This window comes from Spirillospora sp. CA-128828 (assembly GCF_050945415.1).
GTDB lineage: Bacteria > Actinomycetota > Actinomycetes > Streptosporangiales > Streptosporangiaceae > Spirillospora.
The window spans coordinates 2,323,274-2,343,279 of sequence record NZ_CP191986.1 but is presented as its reverse complement, the minus strand read 5'-3'; the positions used below and the strand labels follow the sequence as shown (position 1 = coordinate 2,343,279).

Sequence of the window (20,006 nt, the reverse complement as noted above, 5' to 3'; positions counted from 1 at the left end):
CCGGGCGTCCGCGACGCCGCCCGGTTCAGGACTTGCGGGCGCCGATGGCCTTGGCGATGGCGGGCCAGCTGCGGGACAGCTCGACGCGCCAGTACTTCCAGTTGTGCATGCCGGGCCCGTACAGGTGGGACGTGACCGGGACGCCCGCCCGCTTCGCGGCCGCGACGAAGTTGTCGTTCATGATCCCGGCCAGCTGCTCGCCGATGCGTCCCGCGTCCTGCGGCGGGGTGTTCGGGTTGTCGTAGGGGCCAGGCTGACCGTTGCCGGACGAGACGTAGACGCCGACGCCCTTCAGCTTGGACACCATGACGGCCGCGTCGTGCGCCCGCCAGTTCCCGCGCGCGGTGATCGGGTCACCCCAGATCGCGGTGCCCGCCTGCCGGTTCACCGAGGTCAGGATGAGCGGCATGCCGGGGGCGGTGATGTTGAGGGCGCCGCTGTAGGACGCGGCGTACTTGAACAGGCGGTGCCGTTCGGCGTAGGTGATGGAGCCCTGCCCGCCGGACGACAGGCCGATCGCGGCGCGCACCGATCCCGCGTGGAAGTTGCGCTCCATCAGCGGGATGACCTCGCGGATGTGGAAGGTCTCCCACTCGGGGATGCCGCCCTTCCCGCCGTTGTACCAGTTGGTGTACGACCCGTTGGAGCCGCCTTCAGGCATCACGACCATCGCGTTGTACGGGCCGACGACCTGCTCGATGTTGGAGTCCTTCGTCCAGGACGTGTAGTTGTTGTTGCCGCCGTGGTAGGCGTACACGGTCGGCCACGTCTTGCTGGTGTTGGACTTCCAGCTCTTCGGCACCATCACCCGGGTCTTCACCGCGGCACCCAGCGCCGGCGAGGCGATCGTCACGTCGAAGATCCGCGAGCTGATCTTCTTCACGCCGGTGATGGCGGCGCCGTCCGGCGCCTTGGCGTACTTGCCGGACGCGGCACCGCCGGGCATGTGCGGCTTCTTGCCGTGGCTGCCGGTGTCGGTGTCGGGGTCGCCGGAGCTCGGCGTCCCGCCCGTCCCGAACGGGTTGCTGTTCAGCGGAACGTTCGGAAGCTTCGCCGCGGCCGGCGACTTCGTCGGCGACGCGGAGGTCGCGCCGGGCGCCGACGGCTGCGTCGCGGGGCCGAACGAGGGGATCGGCTTGGAGTTGCCGGAAGCCTCCGACCTGCCCTTCGGCACGCCCACGCCCGCCTGCGCGAGCCCGACCATGACGGCGGGCAGGAGCACGGCCGCCGCAGCGGTTCCGAAGATGGCGATCTTCCGGTCGGTACGCTTTTTCATGGACTCCCCAGCCGTCCGGGCCGCCCCGGCCCGGCGCTCCGTTCGCCCGACGAAACTACTGTCCCGGACGTCACACCCGCAAGTATTGGCATCGAATGCAATAAAGGCGAGATGATCCGTGACGCTGCGCTACCGGACCCGTACTACTTTTTCGCCTGCACGGAACGGATCGACTGGGCGTGCCGGAACACATCGCGCGGGTCCCAGTGCCGTTTGACCTCCTGGAGTTTCGCGTAGGCGTCCTTGTAATAGAGGGTCTCCCACGACTGGCCGGACCCGTTCCAGCGTCCGTCGTTCAGATCGGCGTCGGGATAGCCGATGTAGCAGCCGTCCGTGGTGTCGCCGTCCGCGACGGGCACTCCGCCGGTCGCGGCGAACGTCGCCTTGTAGATGTCGCGGATCCAGGCGATGTGCGTGTCCTCGTGGACGTCATTCTGCGTCCAGTACACCTGGTACTGCAGTTTCAGAATGGAATCGCGCTGCCGCGACGCCGTCTGACGCAGCGGCTTGTTGACGGCGCCGCCGTACGAGTCGACCTGGATGAGCGCCTGTTTGTTCACGTAGTCGCTGTACTTCTCTTTGCCGAGATAGGCCCACATCGCATTGATCTGCTGATCGGTGAACGGTTTCCGCAGGTAGGCGGACTTGTACTTTCCGCAGCGGATCTCGCCGCTGGAGTTCAGCGCCTGTGTCGCGGTCAGCCACGGCATCGTGCGCGGAATGTCCATGTGCACGAAGTGCTCGCCCATCACCGACCGCATCCTCGTCGCCGCCGGGCCGATCCGCCCGTCGAGCGCGGCGACGAAGTCGGTCATCACCTGCGGCCCGTCCGGGTCGTCGGCGTCCACCTGCGCGAGAAGCCCGATCTGCTCGTTGCTGACGTGGTTGAGCTTCAGCATCGCGAACAGTTTCCCGGACGCGGTGGACGGATTCTGGTGGTCGCGGAAGTACTCCCCGTAGGACCTCACGAGCATGGCGAACTCGTCCTTGGTGAAGTCCTTCCAGTCCCACGCCAGCCCGGACAGCAGAACGTGTTCCGGCGGCTGCGGCAGCCCCCGGAACCAGAACCGGGTGACGAGCCCGAAGTTCCCGCCACCGCCTCCGGTGTGCGCCCACCACAGGTCGCGGAGCACCTGTTCCTTGGAGTCGCGTTTCGCCACCACGAGCTCGACGTTCCCGTCCTTGTCGACGACCGCGACCTCGACCGCATAGAGGTAGTCGACGGTGAGCCCGTGCTGCCGCGACAGCAGCCCGAACCCGCCCGCCGGAACGTGGCCGCCGAGCCCCACCGAGTAGCACGAACCACCCGGCAGCGCTTTGCCGCTGATCGGATACAGATGGCTGTAGACGTGCCAGTTCGTCGCCCCGGCCTCCACGCAGTACGCCCGCATCGCGCCGTCATAGGACACGTCGCACATCGGGCTGACGTCCAGGATCACCCGCACGTCGTCGCCGCAGACGAAGTCCTCGTAGCAGTGCCCGCCGGACTTCACGGTGATCCGCGTCCGGGCCGGGTTCGCCGGCTTCTCGTGCACCGCCTCTGCGAGCGCGGCCCGCGCCTCCTCGGGCGTCCGCAGCAGCCGCACGTACTCCGGCTCGGCGATCCACCGCTGGTTGAACCCGCGGCTCAGCGCCGGATACCGCTTGTCACCACACCGGACGACCGTGCTGGGCAGCGCCGAGATCTCACTCATACGGCCAACGTCTCCGCACCTCGGGAAGATACCCGCAGAACCCTTCCCGCCCATCCCGCGTGTAGTCGACCAGTGACACTGCGATGACGAATGGTCCTCGCGGGTCATGGGTCGAGGTGGGGGGCGTCGTCGCCGGGGAGCGGGAGGCCGGTGCGCCAGAGGGCCTCGAAGAGGGGCGTCCAGCAGGGGTTCCTCGCGGGCGCCCTGCAGCAGTTGCAGGTAGCGGCGGGCGACGGCCGCCCGTCCGCTGACCACCTCGACGAGTTCCTCCGGGTGCGGAGCGGCTTCAGCGAGGAGCGGGCCTATGGCGGCGCGGCTCCGCGCGATCTCCTCTTGGCGGCTTGCGACAAGGGCCTCGACGGCCACATGGGGCGGTGTGGCGAGAAGGCGCAGCGGGCGGCCGGCGAGGCGGGTCACGAGGCCGAGTTCTTCGAGGCGCGGCAGCAGGCGGCGCAGACCGGGGCCTATGAGGTCACGTTGCCCACCGGGGACGCGGTGCACGTCGCGGACGGCGGCACGACGGTGACGCCCGGGCCGGGGCGCGACCCCGCGTTCTCGGTCAGGCACAGCGGCGGCGACCTCTATGTCGTCCCGGACGACAGGCTGGCGGACGACCCGGAGCGCTACAACGTGACGGCGCTGCACGAGCACCGCCGTCCCGCCGCACCGGAACCGAAGGCGTCCGGTGGGCTCGTCACCGTCCACGTGAAGAGCATCGCGCGGGACGGGCGGCCGGGGCTCCAGACGTCCTTCGACGACGGCGCGACCTGGGCGGACGTCCCGCTGAAGGCCGGCATCGCCCACCTCCGCGGACAGGGAACAGTGCCACTCAGGATCGGCGCCGAGGACACGAACGGCAACAAGGTCGCCCCAGGAGATCATTCGCGCCTACGAGCTCCACTGACCCCCGCGACCGGGCTCGGATGCCGGCGCGGTCAGCCGAAGCGTTCCCGGAGGGCGGGGAGCAGATCCGCCTCGGCCCACGTCCGGAAGTCCTTCTGGTGGTCCGGCCCGGACTGGCAGAACGAGATGTGGGTGAAGCCCGCGTCCGCCCACTGCTGGACGGCCCGGAGGTAGTCCTCCACGTCGTTCCCGCACGGGACGGACTCGGCGACGTCGTCGGGGCGGACGGTCTTCGTCGCGGCCTCGAAGTTCACCGGCCCGGGAAGCTCCGCCATCACCTTCCACGCCGACGCGGAGAACTTCCAGACCCGGTGCGCGCGTTCCTTGCACTCGTCGTAGTCGTCGCCGTACGAGACGGGGATCTGGCCATAGACGGGCTTCCCGGCTCCCCCGCCGTCCCGGAAGACGCCGACGGTCTCCGCGACGGGCTGGTCGGAGATGAGCAGGTCGGCGTGTTCGGCGGCGAGCCGCCCGGCGCGCGGGCCGTAGGCGGCCATGCCGATCCGGACGGGCTCGGCCGGCAGGTCGTACAGCTTCGCGGAGTCGACGCCGAAGTGCCGGCCCCGGTAGTTGACGTAGTCGCCGGAGAACAGCGCGCGGATGATCTCGACGGCCTCGGCGAACATCTCGTGCCGGACGTCCACCGACGGCCAGCCGCGCCCGACGACGTGCTCGTTGAGGTTCTCCCCCGAGCCGAGGCCGAGCGTGAACCGGCCGTCCGACAGCACACCCATCGTGGCCGCCTTCTGCGCCACCACGGCCGGGTGGTACCGCATGATCGGGCAGGTCACGAACGTCATCAGCGGGATGCGGTGGGTGGCCTGCGCGAGCGCGCCGAGCACCGACCAGGCGTAGGCGGAGTGGCCCTGGCTCTCCAGCCACGGGAAGTAGTGGTCGGAGATGACCGAGTAGCCGAACCCGGCCTCCTCCGCCTCGACGAGGTCGGTGACGAGCTGTTTGGGCGGTGTCTGCTCGCAGAGCAGCGTGTATCCGAACTCCATGTCAGTTCCCCAGCAGGTCCATGAGGTCGTCGGCGTGCTCTTCCTCCTCGGCGAGGATCTGCTCCATCAGCCGGCGCGTGGTGACGTCGCCGTCGCCGAGCCACCGGATGATCTCCTGGTAGGACTCGATGACGATCCGTTCGGCGACGAGGTTCTCCCGGAGCATGCCCTTCAGGTCGTTGTCGTCGAAGGTCTCGTAGGTGGTGTGGGCGCGTTCGGCGATCGTCTTCGGGTCGAAGTCGGGGTCGCCGCCGAGCTGGCTGATGCGTTCCGCCGCGCGCATCGCGTGGTCGCGCTCCTCGTCCGCGTGCTCGCCGAACTCCGCCGCGACCTGCGCGCGGTCGATCCCGGTCGCGCTGATCGCGTGCCGCGAGTACCGCATCCAGCAGACGATCTCGGTGGCGAGGACGTCGTTGAGGACGCCGATGACCTCCTCGGCGCTCCTGCGGTAGCCCTCGGTCACCGGGCCGTCGGTCATCTTCTGGCGTGCGCGGTCCCGGATCGCGGCGACGTCGATGCTGAAGCTGTTGCCGGCCATGCTCTCCTCCTGATCAGCGCGGACGTAGCCCTCCTACCCAGCAGGGGCCGCTCATGCGTCCGGGCCCCCGGCGGAGGGCCCCGCGGAGGCGACGCGAAGGAACCGCTGATCAGCCCACACTTGGCCACAGTCCGTCACATCTGCTATACGTAGAGCTACCTCGCTTCGACCTGGGGCGAGGGAAGGGACATCCGGTATCCACCTTGAGATCCGGGCGTGACAAGGAAGAAAAGGAACCACATGAAGTCCTTCAGCTACACCGAACTGGACAAGCTGGCCGGCGAGGTTCTGCCGGAGCGCGCCGTGCTGTCCACCCTGCTCGTGGCCAACGGCGGCAACGACAACGACAACCTCAACCTGAACCACGGCGGCGGCCACGGCGACGGCACCACTGCGGTCGTGAGCACCTGCCAGAGCCAGCAGACCCGCGCCGACAGCGGCCTGCTGCAGCTCATCGGTCTGCACGCGCAGAACGACGCCAGCTCGCTCACCTGCACGCCGAGCACCGCGATCTCCGGCCACTGAGCCGAGCGCATGTAACCGCGGGCTTCGGCCCGTGATCGGAAGGGCTGGCGGTCTCTCGCCAGCCCTTCCCCCTTCCACCACACGTGAAAGCGAACAAATGAGCGCTTCCAACCCACAACACCTCACCTACGCGGAACTCGACCGGCTGACCGCGGAGGTCCTGCCGCGGCGGCTCCTGCTGTCCGCCGTCATGGGCGGCGGCCACCGCGGCCACGGCGGCGAGTCGGAGGTGTACTACGCGTGCCAGGCAACGCAGTCCGCCGGCACCACCGGGCTGCTCGGCACCGGCCTGCTCGCCGAGGCGCCGCACTCCACGATGACGTGCGTGCCCGCCGTGGTGATCACCCACGACTCATGACCGCGCCCGCCGCCCTCACACTGCCCTCCCTCGTGGAGGGCGCCGAACTCGTCGGCGAGTTCAAGAACTCCGGCTACCGCGAACCGCCGCAGCTCGTCTGCCTGCCCAACCGGCAGCTCGTCCGGCTGCCGCCGCTGCTGTTCCTGGTCGTCAGAACGCTGCACGAGCACCGGGACCTGACCGCGACGCAGGACACCGTCACGGCGCTCGACACCGTCGCCGACGCCGTCAGCCAGGAGGCCGGCGCAAGGCTGTCCGCCGAGCAGATCGTCTATCTGGTGGACCGCAAGCTCGCCCCGCTCGGCGTCACCACCTACAGCGACGGCTCCGCGCCGCCCATCGTCAAGGCGGACCCGTTCCTGGGGCTGAAGTTCAAGCTCGCCGTGTTCCCCGAGTCGGTGACGTGGGTGCTCGGCGGCCTGTTCTCCTGGCTGTTCCGCCCCCCGGTGATGGTCCTCATGATCGCCGCGTTCCTGGTCAGCGAGGGGTGGATCCTCACCTCCCGGTCGATCGCGGACGCGCTGTCGTTCGCGATCCTCACCCCGGTCAGCATCCTGCTGGTCATGGCCCTCGGGATCGCGTCGTGCGCGTTCCACGAGATCGGGCACGCCACGGCCTGCCGGTACGGCGGCGTCCGTCCGGGCGTCATGGGCTGCGGCATCTACCTCGTGTGGCCCGCCTTCTACACCGACATCACCGAGTCGTACCGGCTCGGGCGGGCGGGGCGGCTCCGCACCGACCTCGCGGGCGTCTATTTCAACGCCATCTTCGTCGTCGCGTTGACCCTGCTGTACCTGCAGACGGGATTCGAGCCGCTGCTCGCCGCCGTCCTTTACGTCAATCTTGAGATGATGCAGCAGTTGCTGCCGACGTTGCGGTTCGACGGGTACTACATCATGTCGGACCTGATCGGCATCCCGGATCTGTTCAAGTACATCGGGCCGATCCTGCGCCGCACCCTGCTGCGGCGCCCCGCCGACGTCCGGCTGGACGACCTGAAGCGCTGGCCGCAGATCTTCGTCACGTTCTGGGTGCTGACGGTGATCCCGCTGCTGGTGTTCCAGCTCGGGCTCATCATCACGCAGGTCCCCGCCCTGGTGGCCAAGGACTGGGGGATGATGCGCAGGCTCGCGTCCGCCGCCTCGGACGGGGCGGGCCCGCTCACGCTGGTCACCTCCGGGCTGCAGATCGTCCTGCTCGTGCTCCCGCTGATCGGCGTGGCGTTCATCCTGTACAGCGTGGGCCGTCAGCTGGTGCGGCGGGCCGTGCGCTACGTGAACGCGCCCGTCCGCGAGGCCGCGCCCGGGGCCTGAGCCCCCACGCTCGGACGCGCCGGGTGCCGCACAACGGCACCCGGCGCGTTCCCATACTCCCGGAAATGCATTTTATAAACTTTTGCGGTAACGCTTCGAAGGGCCCGTGAACGGGGATCCACGCGGTGTAGGGAGAGAATGGCCGTATCACGGCGCTCCCCCCTTTTCGAGGGCCGGCCCACCCATGGCCGGTGTTCCCGGAAGGCCCCGCGTTGCTCCATCGCCTCACCCCCGCCGCATGGCTGGGGGCCTTCGTGCTGCTCCTCCCCCTCGTGTTCGCGGATCGCTCCACGGCGTCCGCCGAGGCCCGCGCCGAGGTCGTCGCCGAGACGGCCGTCGCGTCCCGGACCGTGGATCTCACCGTCGCCTCACCGGCCATGGACGGCCGCGAGAAGGTGCGCCTGCTGCTCCCGCCCGGCTGGTCGCGGCACGCCGGCCGCACCTGGCCCACGCTGTGGCTGCTGCACGGCGGCGTCGACGACTACACCGCCTGGACGCGTGACACCGACGTCGCCGAGCTCACCGCCCGCAGCGGCGTCATCGTCGTGATGCCCGACGGCGGCCGCTGCGGCAATTACTCCGACTGGTGGAACTACGGGCGCGGCGGATCGCCGCGCTGGGAGACGTTCCACATGACCGAACTGCTGCGCATTCTCGAACGGGACTACCGCGCCGGGAGCGAACGCGTGATCGCCGGAAATTCCATGGGCGGGCTCGGCGCCATGCTCTACGCGGCCCGTTTCCCCGGGATGTTCGAGGCCGCGGCGGCCTTCAGCGGATACGTGGACACCCTGCACGACCACCGGCCGGGCGACAGCTCGACCGGCTGGGGGCCGTCCTTCGCGTGCCCCGGCACCGACTGGCGGCGGGTGTGGGGCGACCCCGACGCGCAGGCCGCGATCTGGCACGCGCACAACCCGACCGATCTCGCCGGGCGGCTGCGCGGCGTCCGGCTGTGGGTGGCGAGCGGCAACGGCAGGCCCGGGTCCCTCGGCGGACTGCCGATCACCGACCCGGTGGAGGCCGCGGCGAACGACCACGCGCACGCGTTCGTGGACCGGCTGCACGCCCTCGATATCCCGGTGACCGCCCGGTTCTTCGACGGGCAGCACGACTGGCCGTACTGGCAGCGCGACCTGCACGAGGCGTACCCGATGCTCATGGACGCCCTCGGCGGGCGGGGCTGATCAGGTCTGCCGCACCACCTGCTCCGCGTCCGTGCGCGCGGACGTCCCGTGCCATTCGAGGACGAGAACGGTCGCGTCGTCGTCCAGGCGTCCCGCGTGGTGCTCCAGGATGCTGTGGACGAGGCGCCGGAGCGTCTCGGGGACGGCCATTCCGGCTGCGTTGTGGCGGATGATGAAGTCGACGAACCGGTCGAGGCCGAACTCCGCCTTCTCCGGGTCCCGGGCCTCCACGATGCCGTCGGTGTAGAGCAGGACGCGGTCACCCGGTTCGAGCTGCTCCTCGCAGACCCTGGCGGGGACTCCGAGATCGGTGCCGAGGGGGTGGCCCGGCTCGCATTGAAACGTGGTCACCCACCGCCCTCTGCGGATGACCACCGGCGCGGGATGCCCGTGCAGGACCCATGAGAGCATGCCGGTCCGCAGGTTCAGGTCCGCCAGCACGGCGGTGACGAACCTGCCGGACGCGTCGCGCTCCAGCAGCACCTCCTCGATCCGCCGGCCCACGTCCCCGAGGACCGTCCCCTGCAGCCGGCTGTTGCGGCCCGTCGCCACGGCCAGGTTGGACGTCAGGCCGGCCGCGGTGTCGTGGCCCATGGCGTCGAAGACGCTGAGATGGACGATGTCGCCGGCCAGGGCGTAGTCGAAGGCGTCGCCGCCGAGCCGGTACGCCGGTTCCAGGGCCGCGCCGATCGCCACCTGGTCGTTGGCGAAGGTCAGCGGCGGCATCATCCGCCATTGCATCTCGGCCGACACGCTCATCTCGCGTGTCCGCACCAGCCGCGCGTAGCCGTCGCTGTACGGCCCCTTGCTGACGATCAGCAGTGCCACCAGGCTCGCGAGATACTCGGTCTCCTGCCGGGCCTTCTGGTCCTCCCGGGGGATGGTGACCCGGAGCACGCCCATCCGCTCGGTGCCGTCGAGGATCGGCGTCCAGTACTGGCAGGTCCCGTCGTCGAACACCTGTCCCATCACCGGCCGCACGGTCTGGAACGCGCGGCCCGCCACGGTCCGGTCGATCTTGAGCTCCGCCTCGGCCCCGGCGTCCGGGCCCCTGCCCGGCAGCGACCGGAGCACCGTCTGCTGCAGGTCCACGACGTAGATCACCACGTCCTGGAGGCCCGCCTTCGCGGCGGGACCGGCCACCGCATCCGGCAGTTGCTCCATCGACATCAGATGGCTGGCCGCCAGCAACTCTCTCAGCATCGGCTCGCCGCCCCACGGTCTCGGCGCTCTGGGCCCCGTCGCGGTATCTCCAGGTCACGGGCCTACCCGGTACGTCCCCCGATATGTCGGACGGCCGCCGATGCTAGGAACGGGCCGGGGACGGCGTCTTGGGCAGCATCGCGGCGATCTCGGGCTTCAGCAGGGCCCGGACGCTCGCGTAGGAGGCGCCGAAGTCCAGGTCGCCGCAACCGTCACTGCCGGCGGCCAGGTAGGAAAGCTGGAACTCCCCAGATGTGAAGAACGCGCTCAGGCGGGGCGGATCGTACTCGGCTCCACCGATGCCGCCCTTGCGGGGGGAGAAGTCGGCCAGTTCGAACCGCCCGTCGGGTGAGCAGTCGGTCCACTGCCGCTGGCCTTCCTGGAACGGGTGCTGCTTCATGAGCGTCTGGAGCCGGGCCAGGCCGCCGGCGGTGAGCGTCCCGGGCAGGAAGACGTCGGCGGCGGTGAGCCTGCGGCCCGTGCGCAGGTCCACGGTGACGACCTCGCCTCCGGGCGACCCGTCCGCCTGCTGGCACCAGTCGGAGAGCATGAAGTAGCGGACGGACACCAGCCGCGGGCCGCGCAGCCCGAGCCTTGTCTCCGTGCCCACCTTGATGGGCTTCCCCTGGCAGTTGGCGTCGCTTCCCTTCGCCATCGCGATGAGGCGGTCCAGGGGTCCGCGAAGCTCGGTGTTGATCCGGCGTTCCAGCGCCGGGTTCTTCAGCCCGCTGACCATCGGGTACTGCGCGTTCTGGATCTGGATCGCCGGGTTGGTGAGCGTCCGGTTGTCGGAGACGAGCTTCACGACGGCGACCCGGGCGGGCGGCGGCGGCGACTTGTGGTCCTGGACGGCGTAGACGGCCCCGCCCGCCGTCGCGGCGACCACGGCGGTGCCGGCGACGGCCATCGTCCCCTTGCCGGCCGCCGTGGCGAGGAAGCCCTTGCCGACGGCCGTTCCGGCGGTCCCGGCGCCCGACCCGGCGCCCCCGGCGCCGGCTCCCCCGGCGCCGGCTCCGGAGGCGCCCACAGCGCCCGCGCCGCCCGCACCCGCCGCCGCGGACGCGCCCGGGGTGACGGCGAGCGCTCCCAGCGGGAAAAGCGCGGCCAGGGCGACCGCGGCGGTGGCCAGGGCGCGGACGCCCCGCTGCTCCCAGTCGCTCCCGTAGGCGCCGACGGCGGTCGATTCGAGCCACGTCACGAACGCCGCCGCGCCGGGCGGCCGCTCCCCCGGGTCCTTGGCCATCCCCTGCAGGACGAGCGTGCGCAGCGGCTCGGGCACGTCCTGGACCTCGACCGCCGCGCTGAGGTGCTGGTTCATCAGGACCGCGCGCTCGGACGTCGTGAACGGCCGCCGCCCGGTGACGCATTCCAGGAACACGCAGGTCGCGGCGTACACGTCGGTGGCGGGGGTCGCGGGCTCGCCGCGCCACTGCTCCGGCGCCATGTAGACGGGGGTGCCCGCGAACGACCCCTCTCCGGCGAGAACGGCGACGCCGAAGTCGACCAGCTTGCTGAGCCCGTCGGAGCGCACCACGACGTTCGCCGGCTTGTAGTCGCGGTGGACGACCCCGACGGCGTGCGCCGCCGCGAGCCCGAGCAGCGACCCTTTCAGGACGATCAGCGCCGCCTCCGGCGTCAGCGCGCCGTGCTCGAGCAGCACCTCCTTGAGGGACACGCCGTTGACCGCCTCCATCACGATCGCGGCGCCCTGCTCGCCTTCCACGAACTGGAAGAGGCGCGCCACGTACGGGCTGGTCAGCCGGCCGAGCATCTGCGCCTCGGCCCGCAGTCCCGCGACCGCCGCGGTGTCCCCGCCGGCGAGGTACTTGATCGCGACCGGCGTCCCGGACTCGTCGTGGTGGGCCAGGACCACCCGTCCCTGCGCCCCGCGCCCGAGCTCACGGTCCTCGGTGAACCCCGTCAGCCGCCATTCCATCCCGTGCTCCCGCCGCTCCTCGATCACGCTTCACAGGACGGTGACGCCGCTGCGTACCGAAAGGTTCGCGCAAGGTGCGGACTACCGCCACCCCCGGCGCGGCCAGGGCCCGGGAGGGCCGCGCGGTGAGATGGGACACATCGCCGCCGGCGCGGGCTCCGGCCCGGGACCGTTCGAAGGCACAGGTCACGGGCCGGGCTTATCGTTTTCTGACAAACCGCAACGGAAAAGCACGGTCATGAATTCGCCGGAGGAATGTGCTAAAACCCGTCTGAGGTTCGCCGACGCGAAGGGATCTTCATGGGCGCAGCGGAGGCTCTCGTCCAGGTCGTCGACACGGAGTGCTATCCGCTGGCCGCGCCGGACGGCGCCGGATGGGAGTCCGTCGTTTCCCGCACCCGGGCCGAGCTGGCGAAAACCGGATGCTGCGTGCTGCCCGACTTCATTCGCCCCGCATTGCTCGACGCGTTGCGCACCGAATGCGCGACGATCGCGCCGCATGCTCATTACGACGTCGAAACGGTGAACGCCTACAACATCGATGTTCGCACTCCATTGCCCGACGGCCATCCGGGGCGGATCACCGTCGAGCGCGGCAACGCGTTCGTCGCCCGCGACCGCATCCCCGCGGACTTCATCGTCCACCGGCTTTATGCGAGCGGGCTCTTCCAGCGCTTCGTGGCGAGCTGCTTCGGGCTGCCGAGGGTGCACGAGCTGGCCGACCCGCTGTCGGGGCTGTGCCTCAACGTGGTCAACCCGGGGATGGGGCATCCCTGGCATTTCGACACCAACGAGTTCACGGTCAGCCTGCTGACGCAGGAGCCGGAGGACGGGGGCGTCTTCGAGTACTGCCCGAACATCCGGTCGGCGGAGGCGGAGAACTTCGGCGACGTACGGCGGGTGCTGACCGGAGGCGGCGGGGATCTCGTCCGCCGGCTGACGCTCCGGCCGGGTGACCTGCAGCTTTTCAAGGGGCGGTACTCGCTGCACCGGGTCGGCACGGTCCGGGGGGACACGGCGCGGCACACGGCGATCTTCGCCTACAGCGAGCGCCCGGGGGTCATCGGCAGCGTCGCGCGCACGAGGCAGCTCTTCGGCCGCGTCCTGCCCGAACACCGGGCGGCGGAGGGCCGCGCCGTCCGGGTCGACCGGCTGCTCGACTAGGAGGCCGCTGTTGCGCGTCGACGCGACTGGGAAGATCTCACTCGACCACATCTACACCCGCCCCGATCCGCGCGACTACTTCGGCACGCTGCGGGAACTCGACTACAACATCCCGGACCTGGCCAAACCGCACTTCCAGCGGCTCATCGCCGAATACCGGGAGGTGCACCGGGTTCCGGCCCCGACCGTTCTGGATATCGGCTGCTCCTATGGCATCAATGCGGCCCTGGTGAAATACGGCCTCACCATGGGCGATCTGTACGACCGCTACGGTGGTCCCGACGCCGTCCGGCACACGCGCGCCACGCTGCTGGCCCGAGACCGGGAGTTGGTCGGTTCCCGTGCACGTACGAACCAGGTGCGTTTCCTGGGCCTGGACGCCTCGGAGAACGCCCTTTCCTACGGACTCGAAGCGGGCTTCCTCGACGGCGCCGTCCACGCCGATCTGGAGAGCGGCGAGCCGACCGAGGAGCAGCGCGCGCAGCTCGCCGCAACGGACCTGGTCATTTCGACGGGCTGCCTCGGATACGTCACCGAGCGCACCATTTCCCGCGTCGCCGGGGCGCACCCGGAGCGCAGGCCGTGGATGGCGCACTTCATCCTGCGCATGTTCCCGTTCGACCCCGTCGCCGAGGCCCTCGCCGCCGCCGGGTACGAGTCCGTCAGGCGCGGCGGCCTGTTCAGGCAGCGCCGGTTCGCGACCCGGGAGGAGCAGGCCCTCGTCCTCGACCGGCTCTCCGACGCCGGCGTCGATCCGAGCGGTCTGGAGACCGGCGGCTGGTACTACGCGCAGCTCTACATCTCCCGCCCACGTGGCCGACCATCGAACGCGAGGAACGACTTGAACGCCCGTGAAGAACTCTCGTCCCGCACCTTCGGCAACGAGGAGCGCCTGCCGCGGGTGCCGCTGCCCACGCTCGACGCGACCTGCGAGCGGTTCATGGAGTGGTGCGGGCCGCTGCTGACCGAGGACGAGCGGGAGCGGACGGAGTCCGCGCTGGCCGCCTTCGCCCGTCCGGACGGGCCGGGCCGCACGTTGCACGCGGCGCTCGAACGCTACGAGGCGAGCGAGGGCGTGCACAGCTGGCTGGACACGTTCTGGCCGTACCGGTACCTGGGCCGCCGCGACCGGATCGCACTGAACGCGAACTTCTTCTTCTTGTTCAAGGACTCCCCCGAGGGGCAGGTCGAGCGCGCGGCGGGGCTGATCGCCGGAGCGCTCGACTACAAGCTGCGGCTGGACCGGGAGGAGGTCCCGCCGGTCGTCCAGCGCGGCCGGCCGCTGTCGATGGTGCAGAACAAGTTCCTGTTCTCGGCGACGCGGATCCCCGGCACCGGGCAGGACACCGTCCGCGTGCCCTACACGGACGAGTGGCCCGGCCCGTCGGACGCCCGCCACATCGTGGTGTTCTTCCGCAGCAACATGATCCGGATGGACGTGCTGGGCCCGGACGGGCGCCCGCACACGCTGGACGAGCTGCGCACGGGCCTCGGCACGATCATGAAGGCGGAGGCCGCGCTGGAGCCGTCCGCCGGGCATCTCACCACCAGGGCCCGCGCCGAGTGGGCGGCGAGCCGCGCGGCGCTCCTCGCCCTCGGCAACGAGAAGGCGCTCGACGACGTCGAGACCGCGCTGTTCTGCGTGTGCCTGGAGGACTTCGTCCCCGAGAACACCCTCGACGCCTGCGACCAGCTGCTCCACGGCGACAGCGGAAACCGCTGGTTCGACAAGGCCGTGTCGTTCGTCGTGTTCGGCGACGGCACCGCCGGCATCAACGTGGAGCACTGCGGCCTGGACGGCACCACGATCCTCAGCTTCGTGGACGCGCTGCTTAGCGCACCCCCCGAGAAGCCGTCGCAGCGGTCGGGCGCCAGGTCGCAGGGCCTCCCGGCCATCGAGCCGATCGACTTCGTCCTGGACGACTCCGTGCGGGGCGACATCCAGGACGCCGCGTCGTCCTTCGCCGCCTACGGCGCCGCGACGGCAACGACGACGGTGTCGTTCGACGGCTTCGGCACGGATGAGATCAAGCGGCTGAAGATGTCGCCGGACGCGTTCGTCCAGATGGCCTACCAGCTCGCCCACAAGCGCGCGAAGGGCCACGCCGGCGCCACCTACGAGTCGATCGCCACCCGCCAGTACCGGCACGGACGCACCGAGGCCATGCGCGTCGTCACCCCCGAGGTGCTCCGCTTCGTCGAGATCATGGACGATCCGGCGGCCGGTCCCGCGCCTCGCCGGGACGCGTTCCGCGCCGCCGCCGACGCCCACGTCCGCCGCGCGAAGGAGTGCCAGGCCGGGCAGGCGCCGGAGCAGCACCTGTGGGAGCTGCAGCTGATCCAGAAGCGGCGCGGCGCCGAACTCGGCGTGACCGAGCAGCCGTCACTGTTCGAGACGCCGGGCTGGACGGTCATGCGGGACGACTACCTGAGCACCAGCTCGGCGCCGTCGGTCAACATCCAGTACTTCGGCTTCGGATCGACCAGCGAGCAGTGCATCGGCGTCGCCTACGTCCTCCTGCCCGACCGCTTCAACGTCTACCTCAGCACCCCGCAGGCGGTCGCGGACGCGATGCGGGTGTTCGCCGCCGGCCTCCGCGAGGCCGTCCGCGAGCTGCGCGAGCTGCTGCGATGATCAGCGGCCGGGCCGCGCCGGCCGCTGCGCCCGCCCGATCGGGTACAGCCAGCGCCGGAAGGCCCGGCTCAGCGCCGGCATGACGAAGAAGGTGATCAGCGGGATCACGACGACCGGGAACACCAGCGCCTTCAGCGGCAGCGGCCACGGCTTCGTCAGCGGCGTGACGAACGCCTGCAGGAGCAGGCTGAGCGGGTAGACCGCGCAGAACGTCACCGCGATCATCTTGACCTTGGACGGCGGCGGGACCGACTCGCCGGGCAGGTCGAACCATGTCTCCAGCCCGGTCGTGTCCTGCCGGTGCTCTTGGGCGATTCCGCGGACCCGCTCGATCCACGCCGCGCGTTCGTCGGAGCCCAGCCAGTCGTCCAGCCGCGCCTGGCCGGAGAAGTTCACCACGGTGTAGTACCGGTACCGCGACCCCTCGGCGCGCAGCCACGTCGCGCCCTGATGCCCGGAGTACCGGGTCGCGACCTCATGGAGCCCCTCGGCCCACTCCTCGAAGTCGCGTTCCCGGCCGGGCCTGACGTCCCAGGTGAACACGATGGTGACGGGCTCAGTCGCCGTTTCTCCCATACACGCCTTTTCACCGGCTCAGCCCGTTCCATGCGGAACCGCCGAGTGTGCAAGGCCACGAACAGGGCCATCGGGCGAGGCCGTCGAACGGGCCGTCGAACAGGGCCGCCGAACGCGGGACCCGGCCGCCGCGGGAGCCGCCGGGTCCGCGTCAGGTGGTGGCCAGGGCCTCGGTGGGGCTGAGGCGGGACGCCCTGATCGCCGGGTACAGTCCGGCGACCGCGCCGATGAGCAGGGTCGCGGCGACGCCCCCGAGGACCGCCCAGGCCGGGATGACGACGGGCCACCCCTGATAGAGGGCGTAGATCGAGGTCACGATCATGCCGATCACCGCGCCGCCGAGCCCGCCGAGCGCCGAGAGCAGCAGCGACTCGGAGAGGAACTGGGCGCGGATCTGGCCCCGGGTCGCGCCGAGGGAACGGCGCAGCCCGATCTCCGACCGGCGCTCCAGCACCGAGATGACCATCGTGTTGGCGACCCCCACGCCGCCGACCAGCAGCGCGACCGCGCCGAGGCCGAGCAGCAGCCCGGTGAACGCCTCGCCCGCGGCCTTCTTCGCCGCCAGCGCGTCCGACGGGCGGGACACCTGCACCTCGTTCGGCGCCTCCGGGTTCACGGTCGCGCCCAGCACGTCCCGGACGTCCTCGACGCTCGCGTCCTCCAACCGGGTGTAGATGGTGGTCGGATGCCCGTCGAAGCCCAGCCGGGCCTGCGCGGCGGGCCAGCCGACCAGCGCGGCGGTGTCCAGCTCGGGGGCCAGCGCCGCCGGTTTCAGGATGCCGATCACGGTGAACCAGCGTCCGCCGATGAGCACCTGGACGTCCGGCGCCGCGTGCCCGATCCCGAGGCGTTGCGCGGCCGTCGAGCCGAGGACGGTCGCCGGGAAGCTGCCGGTCGCGGCGTTCAGCCAGACGCCGTTGCCGAGCTCGGCACCCGTCGCGGACCGCAGGTCGGTGCGGGCGGCGTAGGTCGCGATCCCGTTGGTCTCGGTCTCGGGGATCTTGCCCGTCCGGTAGACCTTCGCGTCGTCCAGCAGGCCGATCGACGACACCTGCCGGACCGGGGCGATCCGCGACACCATGGCCTCGGACTCGAACGGCAGCTGCGCCTCCTCACCGGTCAGGGTGCTGCCGGGCGAGACGGTCAGCAGGTTGGTGCCGAGCGAGGCCAGGGCGCGGTCGAGGTCGGCGCGGGACGAGGACGACACCCCGACGACCGCGACCATCGCGGCGATCCCGATCGCGATGCCGAGCGCGGACAGGAACGCCCGCATCGGCCGGGTCCGCAGGCCGACGGCGCCGACCTTGACCACGTCGCCCGGCCACAGCCGGGCGGGCTGAAGCGTCCCGGCCGTCATCGCGCCGCCCCGGTGAGGCGTGAGTCGTCCACCACGAGGCCGTCGCGCATCCGGACCCGGCGGGGCAGGCCCGCCGCGATCTCCCGGTCGTGCGTGATGATCACGACGGTGGTGCCGGCCGTGTTCAGCTCGCGGAGCAGCGTCATCACCCCGTCCCCGGACGCCGAGTCGAGGGCGCCGGTCGGCTCGTCCGCGAGGAGCAGGGCGGGCTCCCCGGCGACCGCCCGCGCGATCGCGACCCGCTGCCGCTCCCCGCCGGACAGCTCGTGCGGCTCGTGGTCCAGCCGGTGGCCGAGCCCGACCCGCTCCAGCGCCACCGCCGCCAGCCGCCGCCGCGCCGCCGGGCGCAGCCCGGAGTACAGCAGGCCGTCCGCGACGTTGTCGATCGCCCGGGTCCCGGCCGCCAGGTGGAAGTGCTGGAAGACGAAGCCGATGCGGCTCGCGCGGAGCGCCGACAGCTTCGCGTCCGGCAGCCGTCCGACGTCGTGGCCGTCGATGCTGATGTCGCCCGAGGTCGGACGGTCCAGGGTGCCCAGCATGTTCAGCATGGTCGTCTTCCCCGAGCCGGACGGGCCGACGATCGCGACCAGCTCGCCCGCGTCGACGTGCAGCGACACCCCGGCGAGCGCGTGCACGCCGCCGGGATACGACTTCGTCACGTCCCGCAGTGTGATCATTTCGGCACCCCCACGAGCGTGCCCTCGGCGATCCCCGCGCCGGTGATCTCGACCTTCCCGTCCGCGAACATGCCCGTCTCCACCGCGACGTAGGACGACGTGGCGCCCTTGACGACCTCCACGCCGAAGCCGCCCTCACTCAGCGCGACCAGCGCGGAGACCGGCACTGTCAGGACGTCCTTCCGCTCGCCCGCGGTGAACTCGACGTCCACCGAGGCGAGGGCGTAGGCGGCGGCCGCCTTCTTCGCCTTGGCGGAGTCGAGCCAGATGGTGACCTCCACCTTCGTCGTCGGATCCGCGCCCTGCTCGGCGGGCTCGATCACGGTCGTGACCTCGTCGATCTCGGCCGTGATCGTCCTGTTCTGGGGCAGCGTCACCTCGACGCGGGCACCCTTCTTCGCCAGCCGCTGGTCGGCGGTGTCCAGCTCGACGGTGACGGCCTGCGTCGTCCCCGTGTATTCGAGCATCTTCTTGCCGGGTGCGGCCGGCTCCCCCGGATTCGCCGCGACCGACTCGATCCGGACGGGACCGTTCGCGTAGGCGACCCGTCCGACGTCCACGATGCCGGTCTCGGCCACGCCGATGTCGTCCTGCCATTCCCGGACGGCCTCGGCGGTGTCGGACGTGTACTCGTCGTCCACGGTGAAGCCGTCGTAGCCGAGCGCGCTGAGGTTCTTCTCGAACCGCTCCACGTCCGACCCCTCGGTCCCGGCCTGCAGCGGCCGGTAGGACGGCTTGGACCCGTACATCAGCACGACCGGGTCGCCGTCCACCTCGTACAGCCGGTGGCCCCGGGTGATCACGTCCCCGCTCTCGGGAAGCTTGGTGATCGTGCCCTTCGTCTGGTTGGTCGCGGTCAGCGTCGGGCCGTAGCCGAGCTGCCCGTCCTCGGTCTGGGCGTCGCTGAGCGTCTGCTTCGCCACCTTCGTCGTGCTGGGCGGCAGGCCCGTCGCCCGGCCGCCGCCGTCGCCGCCGCCGCTGCCGAACGCCGCCACGGTCGCGACGCCGCCGACCGCGATGATCGCGGCGACGGCCAGGGCGATCTTGAAGCGCGGCCGGCGGCGGCGCGCCCGGCGTCCCTCCTCCTTGGCCGGCGCGCGTTCCGCGGTGGTCTCCCCCATCACTTCCCGCCGCCCTGCAGGACCTTCTGGCACGCCTCCTGCGCCTTCTCCAGGTCGGGGTCGTTGCCGACGGTGTTCCTGTCGATCCGGATGCCGGGCTGGTTCGGGTCGGGGTCCGGGAACTTCTCCACGCCGTTCTGGCGCATGCACTTGGCGAACTCGCGGGCGCGCTCCTGCTGCTTCGGGTCGGGCGCGCCGGTGCGGTTGGCCATGGGGTTGTACTGCCGGCACGCCTCCATGGCCTTGTCGATGTCCTCCTTCTTGCCCTTGGTCTTGATCTGGATGCCCCCGCCGGGCTTCGGGTCCTCCATGTCGACGCCGTGCTCGCGCATGCACTGGGCGAACTTGACGCCCATCTCGTCCTGGCTCAGCTTCGGGCCGCCGCTCGCGCCGCCGTTCTTCGCGCCGCCCACCGAGGCCACCCCGCCGTCGCCCTTGTCGTCCGACCCGCAGCCGGTCAGCGCCAGTGTCAGCGCGAGCGGCAGCGCCGCCAGAATCTGCAGTCGCATGTCTTCCTCCTCGTCGCCGGCCGGAGACGTTCC

General features: G+C 70.8%; 17 protein-coding genes. 6 read left to right on the top strand and 11 right to left on the bottom strand.

Annotated elements, in window-relative coordinates; genetic code table 11:
- Nucleotides 1-25: 25 nt before the first annotated feature.
- The 4 genes from ACQPXG_RS11720 to ACQPXG_RS11705 form a co-directional block, all read right to left on the bottom strand.
- Entirely contained in the window at nucleotides 26-1,276 is a 1,251-nt protein-coding gene (locus tag ACQPXG_RS11720) for an alpha/beta hydrolase-fold protein (RefSeq protein ID WP_433467677.1), read from the bottom strand.
- Between the two features lie 143 nt (nucleotides 1,277-1,419).
- Entirely contained in the window at nucleotides 1,420-2,970 is a 1,551-nt protein-coding gene (locus tag ACQPXG_RS11715) for an FAD-dependent oxidoreductase (protein WP_433467676.1), read from the bottom strand.
- Nucleotides 2,971-3,905: 935 nt separating this feature from the next.
- Entirely contained in the window at nucleotides 3,906-4,874 is a 969-nt protein-coding gene (locus tag ACQPXG_RS11710) for a TIGR03557 family F420-dependent LLM class oxidoreductase (protein ID WP_433467675.1), read from the bottom strand.
- Nucleotide 4,875: 1 nt separating this feature from the next.
- Complete coding sequence (locus ACQPXG_RS11705) at nucleotides 4,876-5,412, bottom strand: ferritin-like domain-containing protein (protein ID WP_433467674.1); 537 nt, start codon at nucleotides 5,410-5,412, stop codon at nucleotides 4,876-4,878.
- A gap of 240 nt (nucleotides 5,413-5,652) precedes the next feature.
- On the opposite strand from ACQPXG_RS11705, the gene ACQPXG_RS11700 reads away from it, so the two are divergent.
- The 4 genes from ACQPXG_RS11700 to ACQPXG_RS11685 all read left to right on the top strand — a co-directional run bounded on the left by ACQPXG_RS11700 (nucleotide 5,653) and on the right by ACQPXG_RS11685 (nucleotide 8,795).
- Nucleotides 5,653-5,937 (top strand): hypothetical protein, encoded by a 285-nt coding sequence (locus ACQPXG_RS11700; protein ID WP_433467673.1) that lies wholly within the window; start codon nucleotides 5,653-5,655, stop codon nucleotides 5,935-5,937.
- Between the two features lie 97 nt (nucleotides 5,938-6,034).
- Nucleotides 6,035-6,295, top strand: a complete 261-nt coding sequence (locus ACQPXG_RS11695; protein ID WP_433467672.1) for a hypothetical protein — start codon at nucleotides 6,035-6,037, stop codon at nucleotides 6,293-6,295.
- A complete protein-coding gene (locus ACQPXG_RS11690) occupies nucleotides 6,292-7,608 on the top strand; it encodes a hypothetical protein (protein WP_433467671.1) in 1,317 nt (438 codons plus the stop codon). Before ACQPXG_RS11695 ends, ACQPXG_RS11690 begins: the two co-directional genes overlap by 4 nt.
- 212 nt (nucleotides 7,609-7,820) lie before the next feature.
- Nucleotides 7,821-8,795 carry an alpha/beta hydrolase gene (locus ACQPXG_RS11685; RefSeq protein ID WP_433467670.1) on the top strand — a complete coding sequence of 325 codons (975 nt, stop codon included), beginning with the start codon at nucleotides 7,821-7,823 and terminating at the stop codon, nucleotides 8,793-8,795.
- Here ACQPXG_RS11685 and ACQPXG_RS11680 read toward each other — a convergent pair whose 3' ends face one another.
- Both ACQPXG_RS11680 and ACQPXG_RS11675 read right to left on the bottom strand, forming a co-directional pair.
- Nucleotides 8,796-9,998: a PP2C family protein-serine/threonine phosphatase gene (locus ACQPXG_RS11680; RefSeq protein WP_433467669.1), complete on the bottom strand. Its 1,203-nt coding sequence runs from the start codon at nucleotides 9,996-9,998 to the stop codon at nucleotides 8,796-8,798. It abuts the gene before it with no gap.
- Between the two features lie 103 nt (nucleotides 9,999-10,101).
- Complete coding sequence (locus ACQPXG_RS11675; RefSeq protein ID WP_433467668.1) at nucleotides 10,102-11,961, bottom strand: serine/threonine-protein kinase; 1,860 nt, start codon at nucleotides 11,959-11,961, stop codon at nucleotides 10,102-10,104.
- Between the two features lie 273 nt (nucleotides 11,962-12,234).
- Between ACQPXG_RS11675 and ACQPXG_RS11670 the strand changes: the two genes are divergently transcribed.
- Nucleotides 12,235-13,098 carry a HalD/BesD family halogenase gene (locus ACQPXG_RS11670; RefSeq protein ID WP_433467667.1) on the top strand — a complete coding sequence of 288 codons (864 nt, stop codon included), beginning with the start codon at nucleotides 12,235-12,237 and terminating at the stop codon, nucleotides 13,096-13,098.
- 10 nt (nucleotides 13,099-13,108) lie between these two features.
- Complete coding sequence (locus ACQPXG_RS11665) at nucleotides 13,109-15,733, top strand: choline/carnitine O-acyltransferase (protein WP_433467666.1); 2,625 nt, start codon at nucleotides 13,109-13,111, stop codon at nucleotides 15,731-15,733.
- Here the strand turns inward: ACQPXG_RS11665 and ACQPXG_RS11660 are convergent, their stop codons facing one another.
- From ACQPXG_RS11660 to ACQPXG_RS11640, 5 genes are all read right to left on the bottom strand, one after another.
- On the bottom strand, nucleotides 15,734-16,309 hold the full coding sequence (locus ACQPXG_RS11660) for an antibiotic biosynthesis monooxygenase (RefSeq protein WP_433467665.1): 576 nt from the start codon (nucleotides 16,307-16,309) through the stop codon (nucleotides 15,734-15,736).
- A 151-nt stretch (nucleotides 16,310-16,460) separates the two neighbouring features.
- Complete coding sequence (locus tag ACQPXG_RS11655) at nucleotides 16,461-17,666, bottom strand: ABC transporter permease (RefSeq protein WP_433467664.1); 1,206 nt, start codon at nucleotides 17,664-17,666, stop codon at nucleotides 16,461-16,463.
- On the bottom strand, nucleotides 17,663-18,343 hold the full coding sequence (locus ACQPXG_RS11650; protein ID WP_433467663.1) for an ABC transporter ATP-binding protein: 681 nt from the start codon (nucleotides 18,341-18,343) through the stop codon (nucleotides 17,663-17,665). Before ACQPXG_RS11650 ends, ACQPXG_RS11655 begins: the two co-directional genes overlap by 4 nt.
- The gene (locus tag ACQPXG_RS11645; protein ID WP_433467662.1) at nucleotides 18,340-19,464 is read right to left on the bottom strand and encodes a peptidoglycan-binding protein; all 1,125 of its coding nucleotides are present in this window, start codon (nucleotides 19,462-19,464) and stop codon (nucleotides 18,340-18,342) included. The genes ACQPXG_RS11650 and ACQPXG_RS11645 overlap by 4 nt, the downstream gene beginning before the upstream one ends.
- A complete protein-coding gene (locus ACQPXG_RS11640) occupies nucleotides 19,464-19,973 on the bottom strand; it encodes a hypothetical protein (protein WP_433467661.1) in 510 nt (169 codons plus the stop codon). Before ACQPXG_RS11640 ends, ACQPXG_RS11645 begins: the two co-directional genes overlap by 1 nt.
- Nucleotides 19,974-20,006 lie beyond the last annotated feature (33 nt).

Bases quoted from the DNA above. Each gene is read 5' to 3' on its own strand.
- ACQPXG_RS11720 (WP_433467677.1), bottom strand. From the start codon at position 1,276: ATGAAAAAGCGTACCGACCGGAAGATCGCCATCTTCGGAACCGCTGCG.
- ACQPXG_RS11715 (WP_433467676.1), bottom strand. From the start codon at position 2,970: ATGAGTGAGATCTCGGCGCTGCCCAGCACGGTCGTCCGGTGTGGTGAC.
- ACQPXG_RS11710 (WP_433467675.1), bottom strand. From the start codon at position 4,874: ATGGAGTTCGGATACACGCTGCTCTGCGAGCAGACACCGCCCAAACAG.
- ACQPXG_RS11705 (WP_433467674.1), bottom strand. From the start codon at position 5,412: ATGGCCGGCAACAGCTTCAGCATCGACGTCGCCGCGATCCGGGACCGC.
- ACQPXG_RS11700 (WP_433467673.1), top strand. From the start codon at position 5,653: ATGAAGTCCTTCAGCTACACCGAACTGGACAAGCTGGCCGGCGAGGTT.
- ACQPXG_RS11695 (WP_433467672.1), top strand. From the start codon at position 6,035: ATGAGCGCTTCCAACCCACAACACCTCACCTACGCGGAACTCGACCGG.
- ACQPXG_RS11690 (WP_433467671.1), top strand. From the start codon at position 6,292: ATGACCGCGCCCGCCGCCCTCACACTGCCCTCCCTCGTGGAGGGCGCC.
- ACQPXG_RS11680 (WP_433467669.1), bottom strand. From the start codon at position 9,998: ATGCTGAGAGAGTTGCTGGCGGCCAGCCATCTGATGTCGATGGAGCAA.
- ACQPXG_RS11670 (WP_433467667.1), top strand. From the start codon at position 12,235: ATGGGCGCAGCGGAGGCTCTCGTCCAGGTCGTCGACACGGAGTGCTAT.
- ACQPXG_RS11660 (WP_433467665.1), bottom strand. From the start codon at position 16,309: ATGGGAGAAACGGCGACTGAGCCCGTCACCATCGTGTTCACCTGGGAC.
- ACQPXG_RS11655 (WP_433467664.1), bottom strand. From the start codon at position 17,666: ATGACGGCCGGGACGCTTCAGCCCGCCCGGCTGTGGCCGGGCGACGTG.
- ACQPXG_RS11650 (WP_433467663.1), bottom strand. From the start codon at position 18,343: ATGATCACACTGCGGGACGTGACGAAGTCGTATCCCGGCGGCGTGCAC.
- ACQPXG_RS11645 (WP_433467662.1), bottom strand. From the start codon at position 19,464: ATGGGGGAGACCACCGCGGAACGCGCGCCGGCCAAGGAGGAGGGACGC.
- ACQPXG_RS11640 (WP_433467661.1), bottom strand. From the start codon at position 19,973: ATGCGACTGCAGATTCTGGCGGCGCTGCCGCTCGCGCTGACACTGGCG.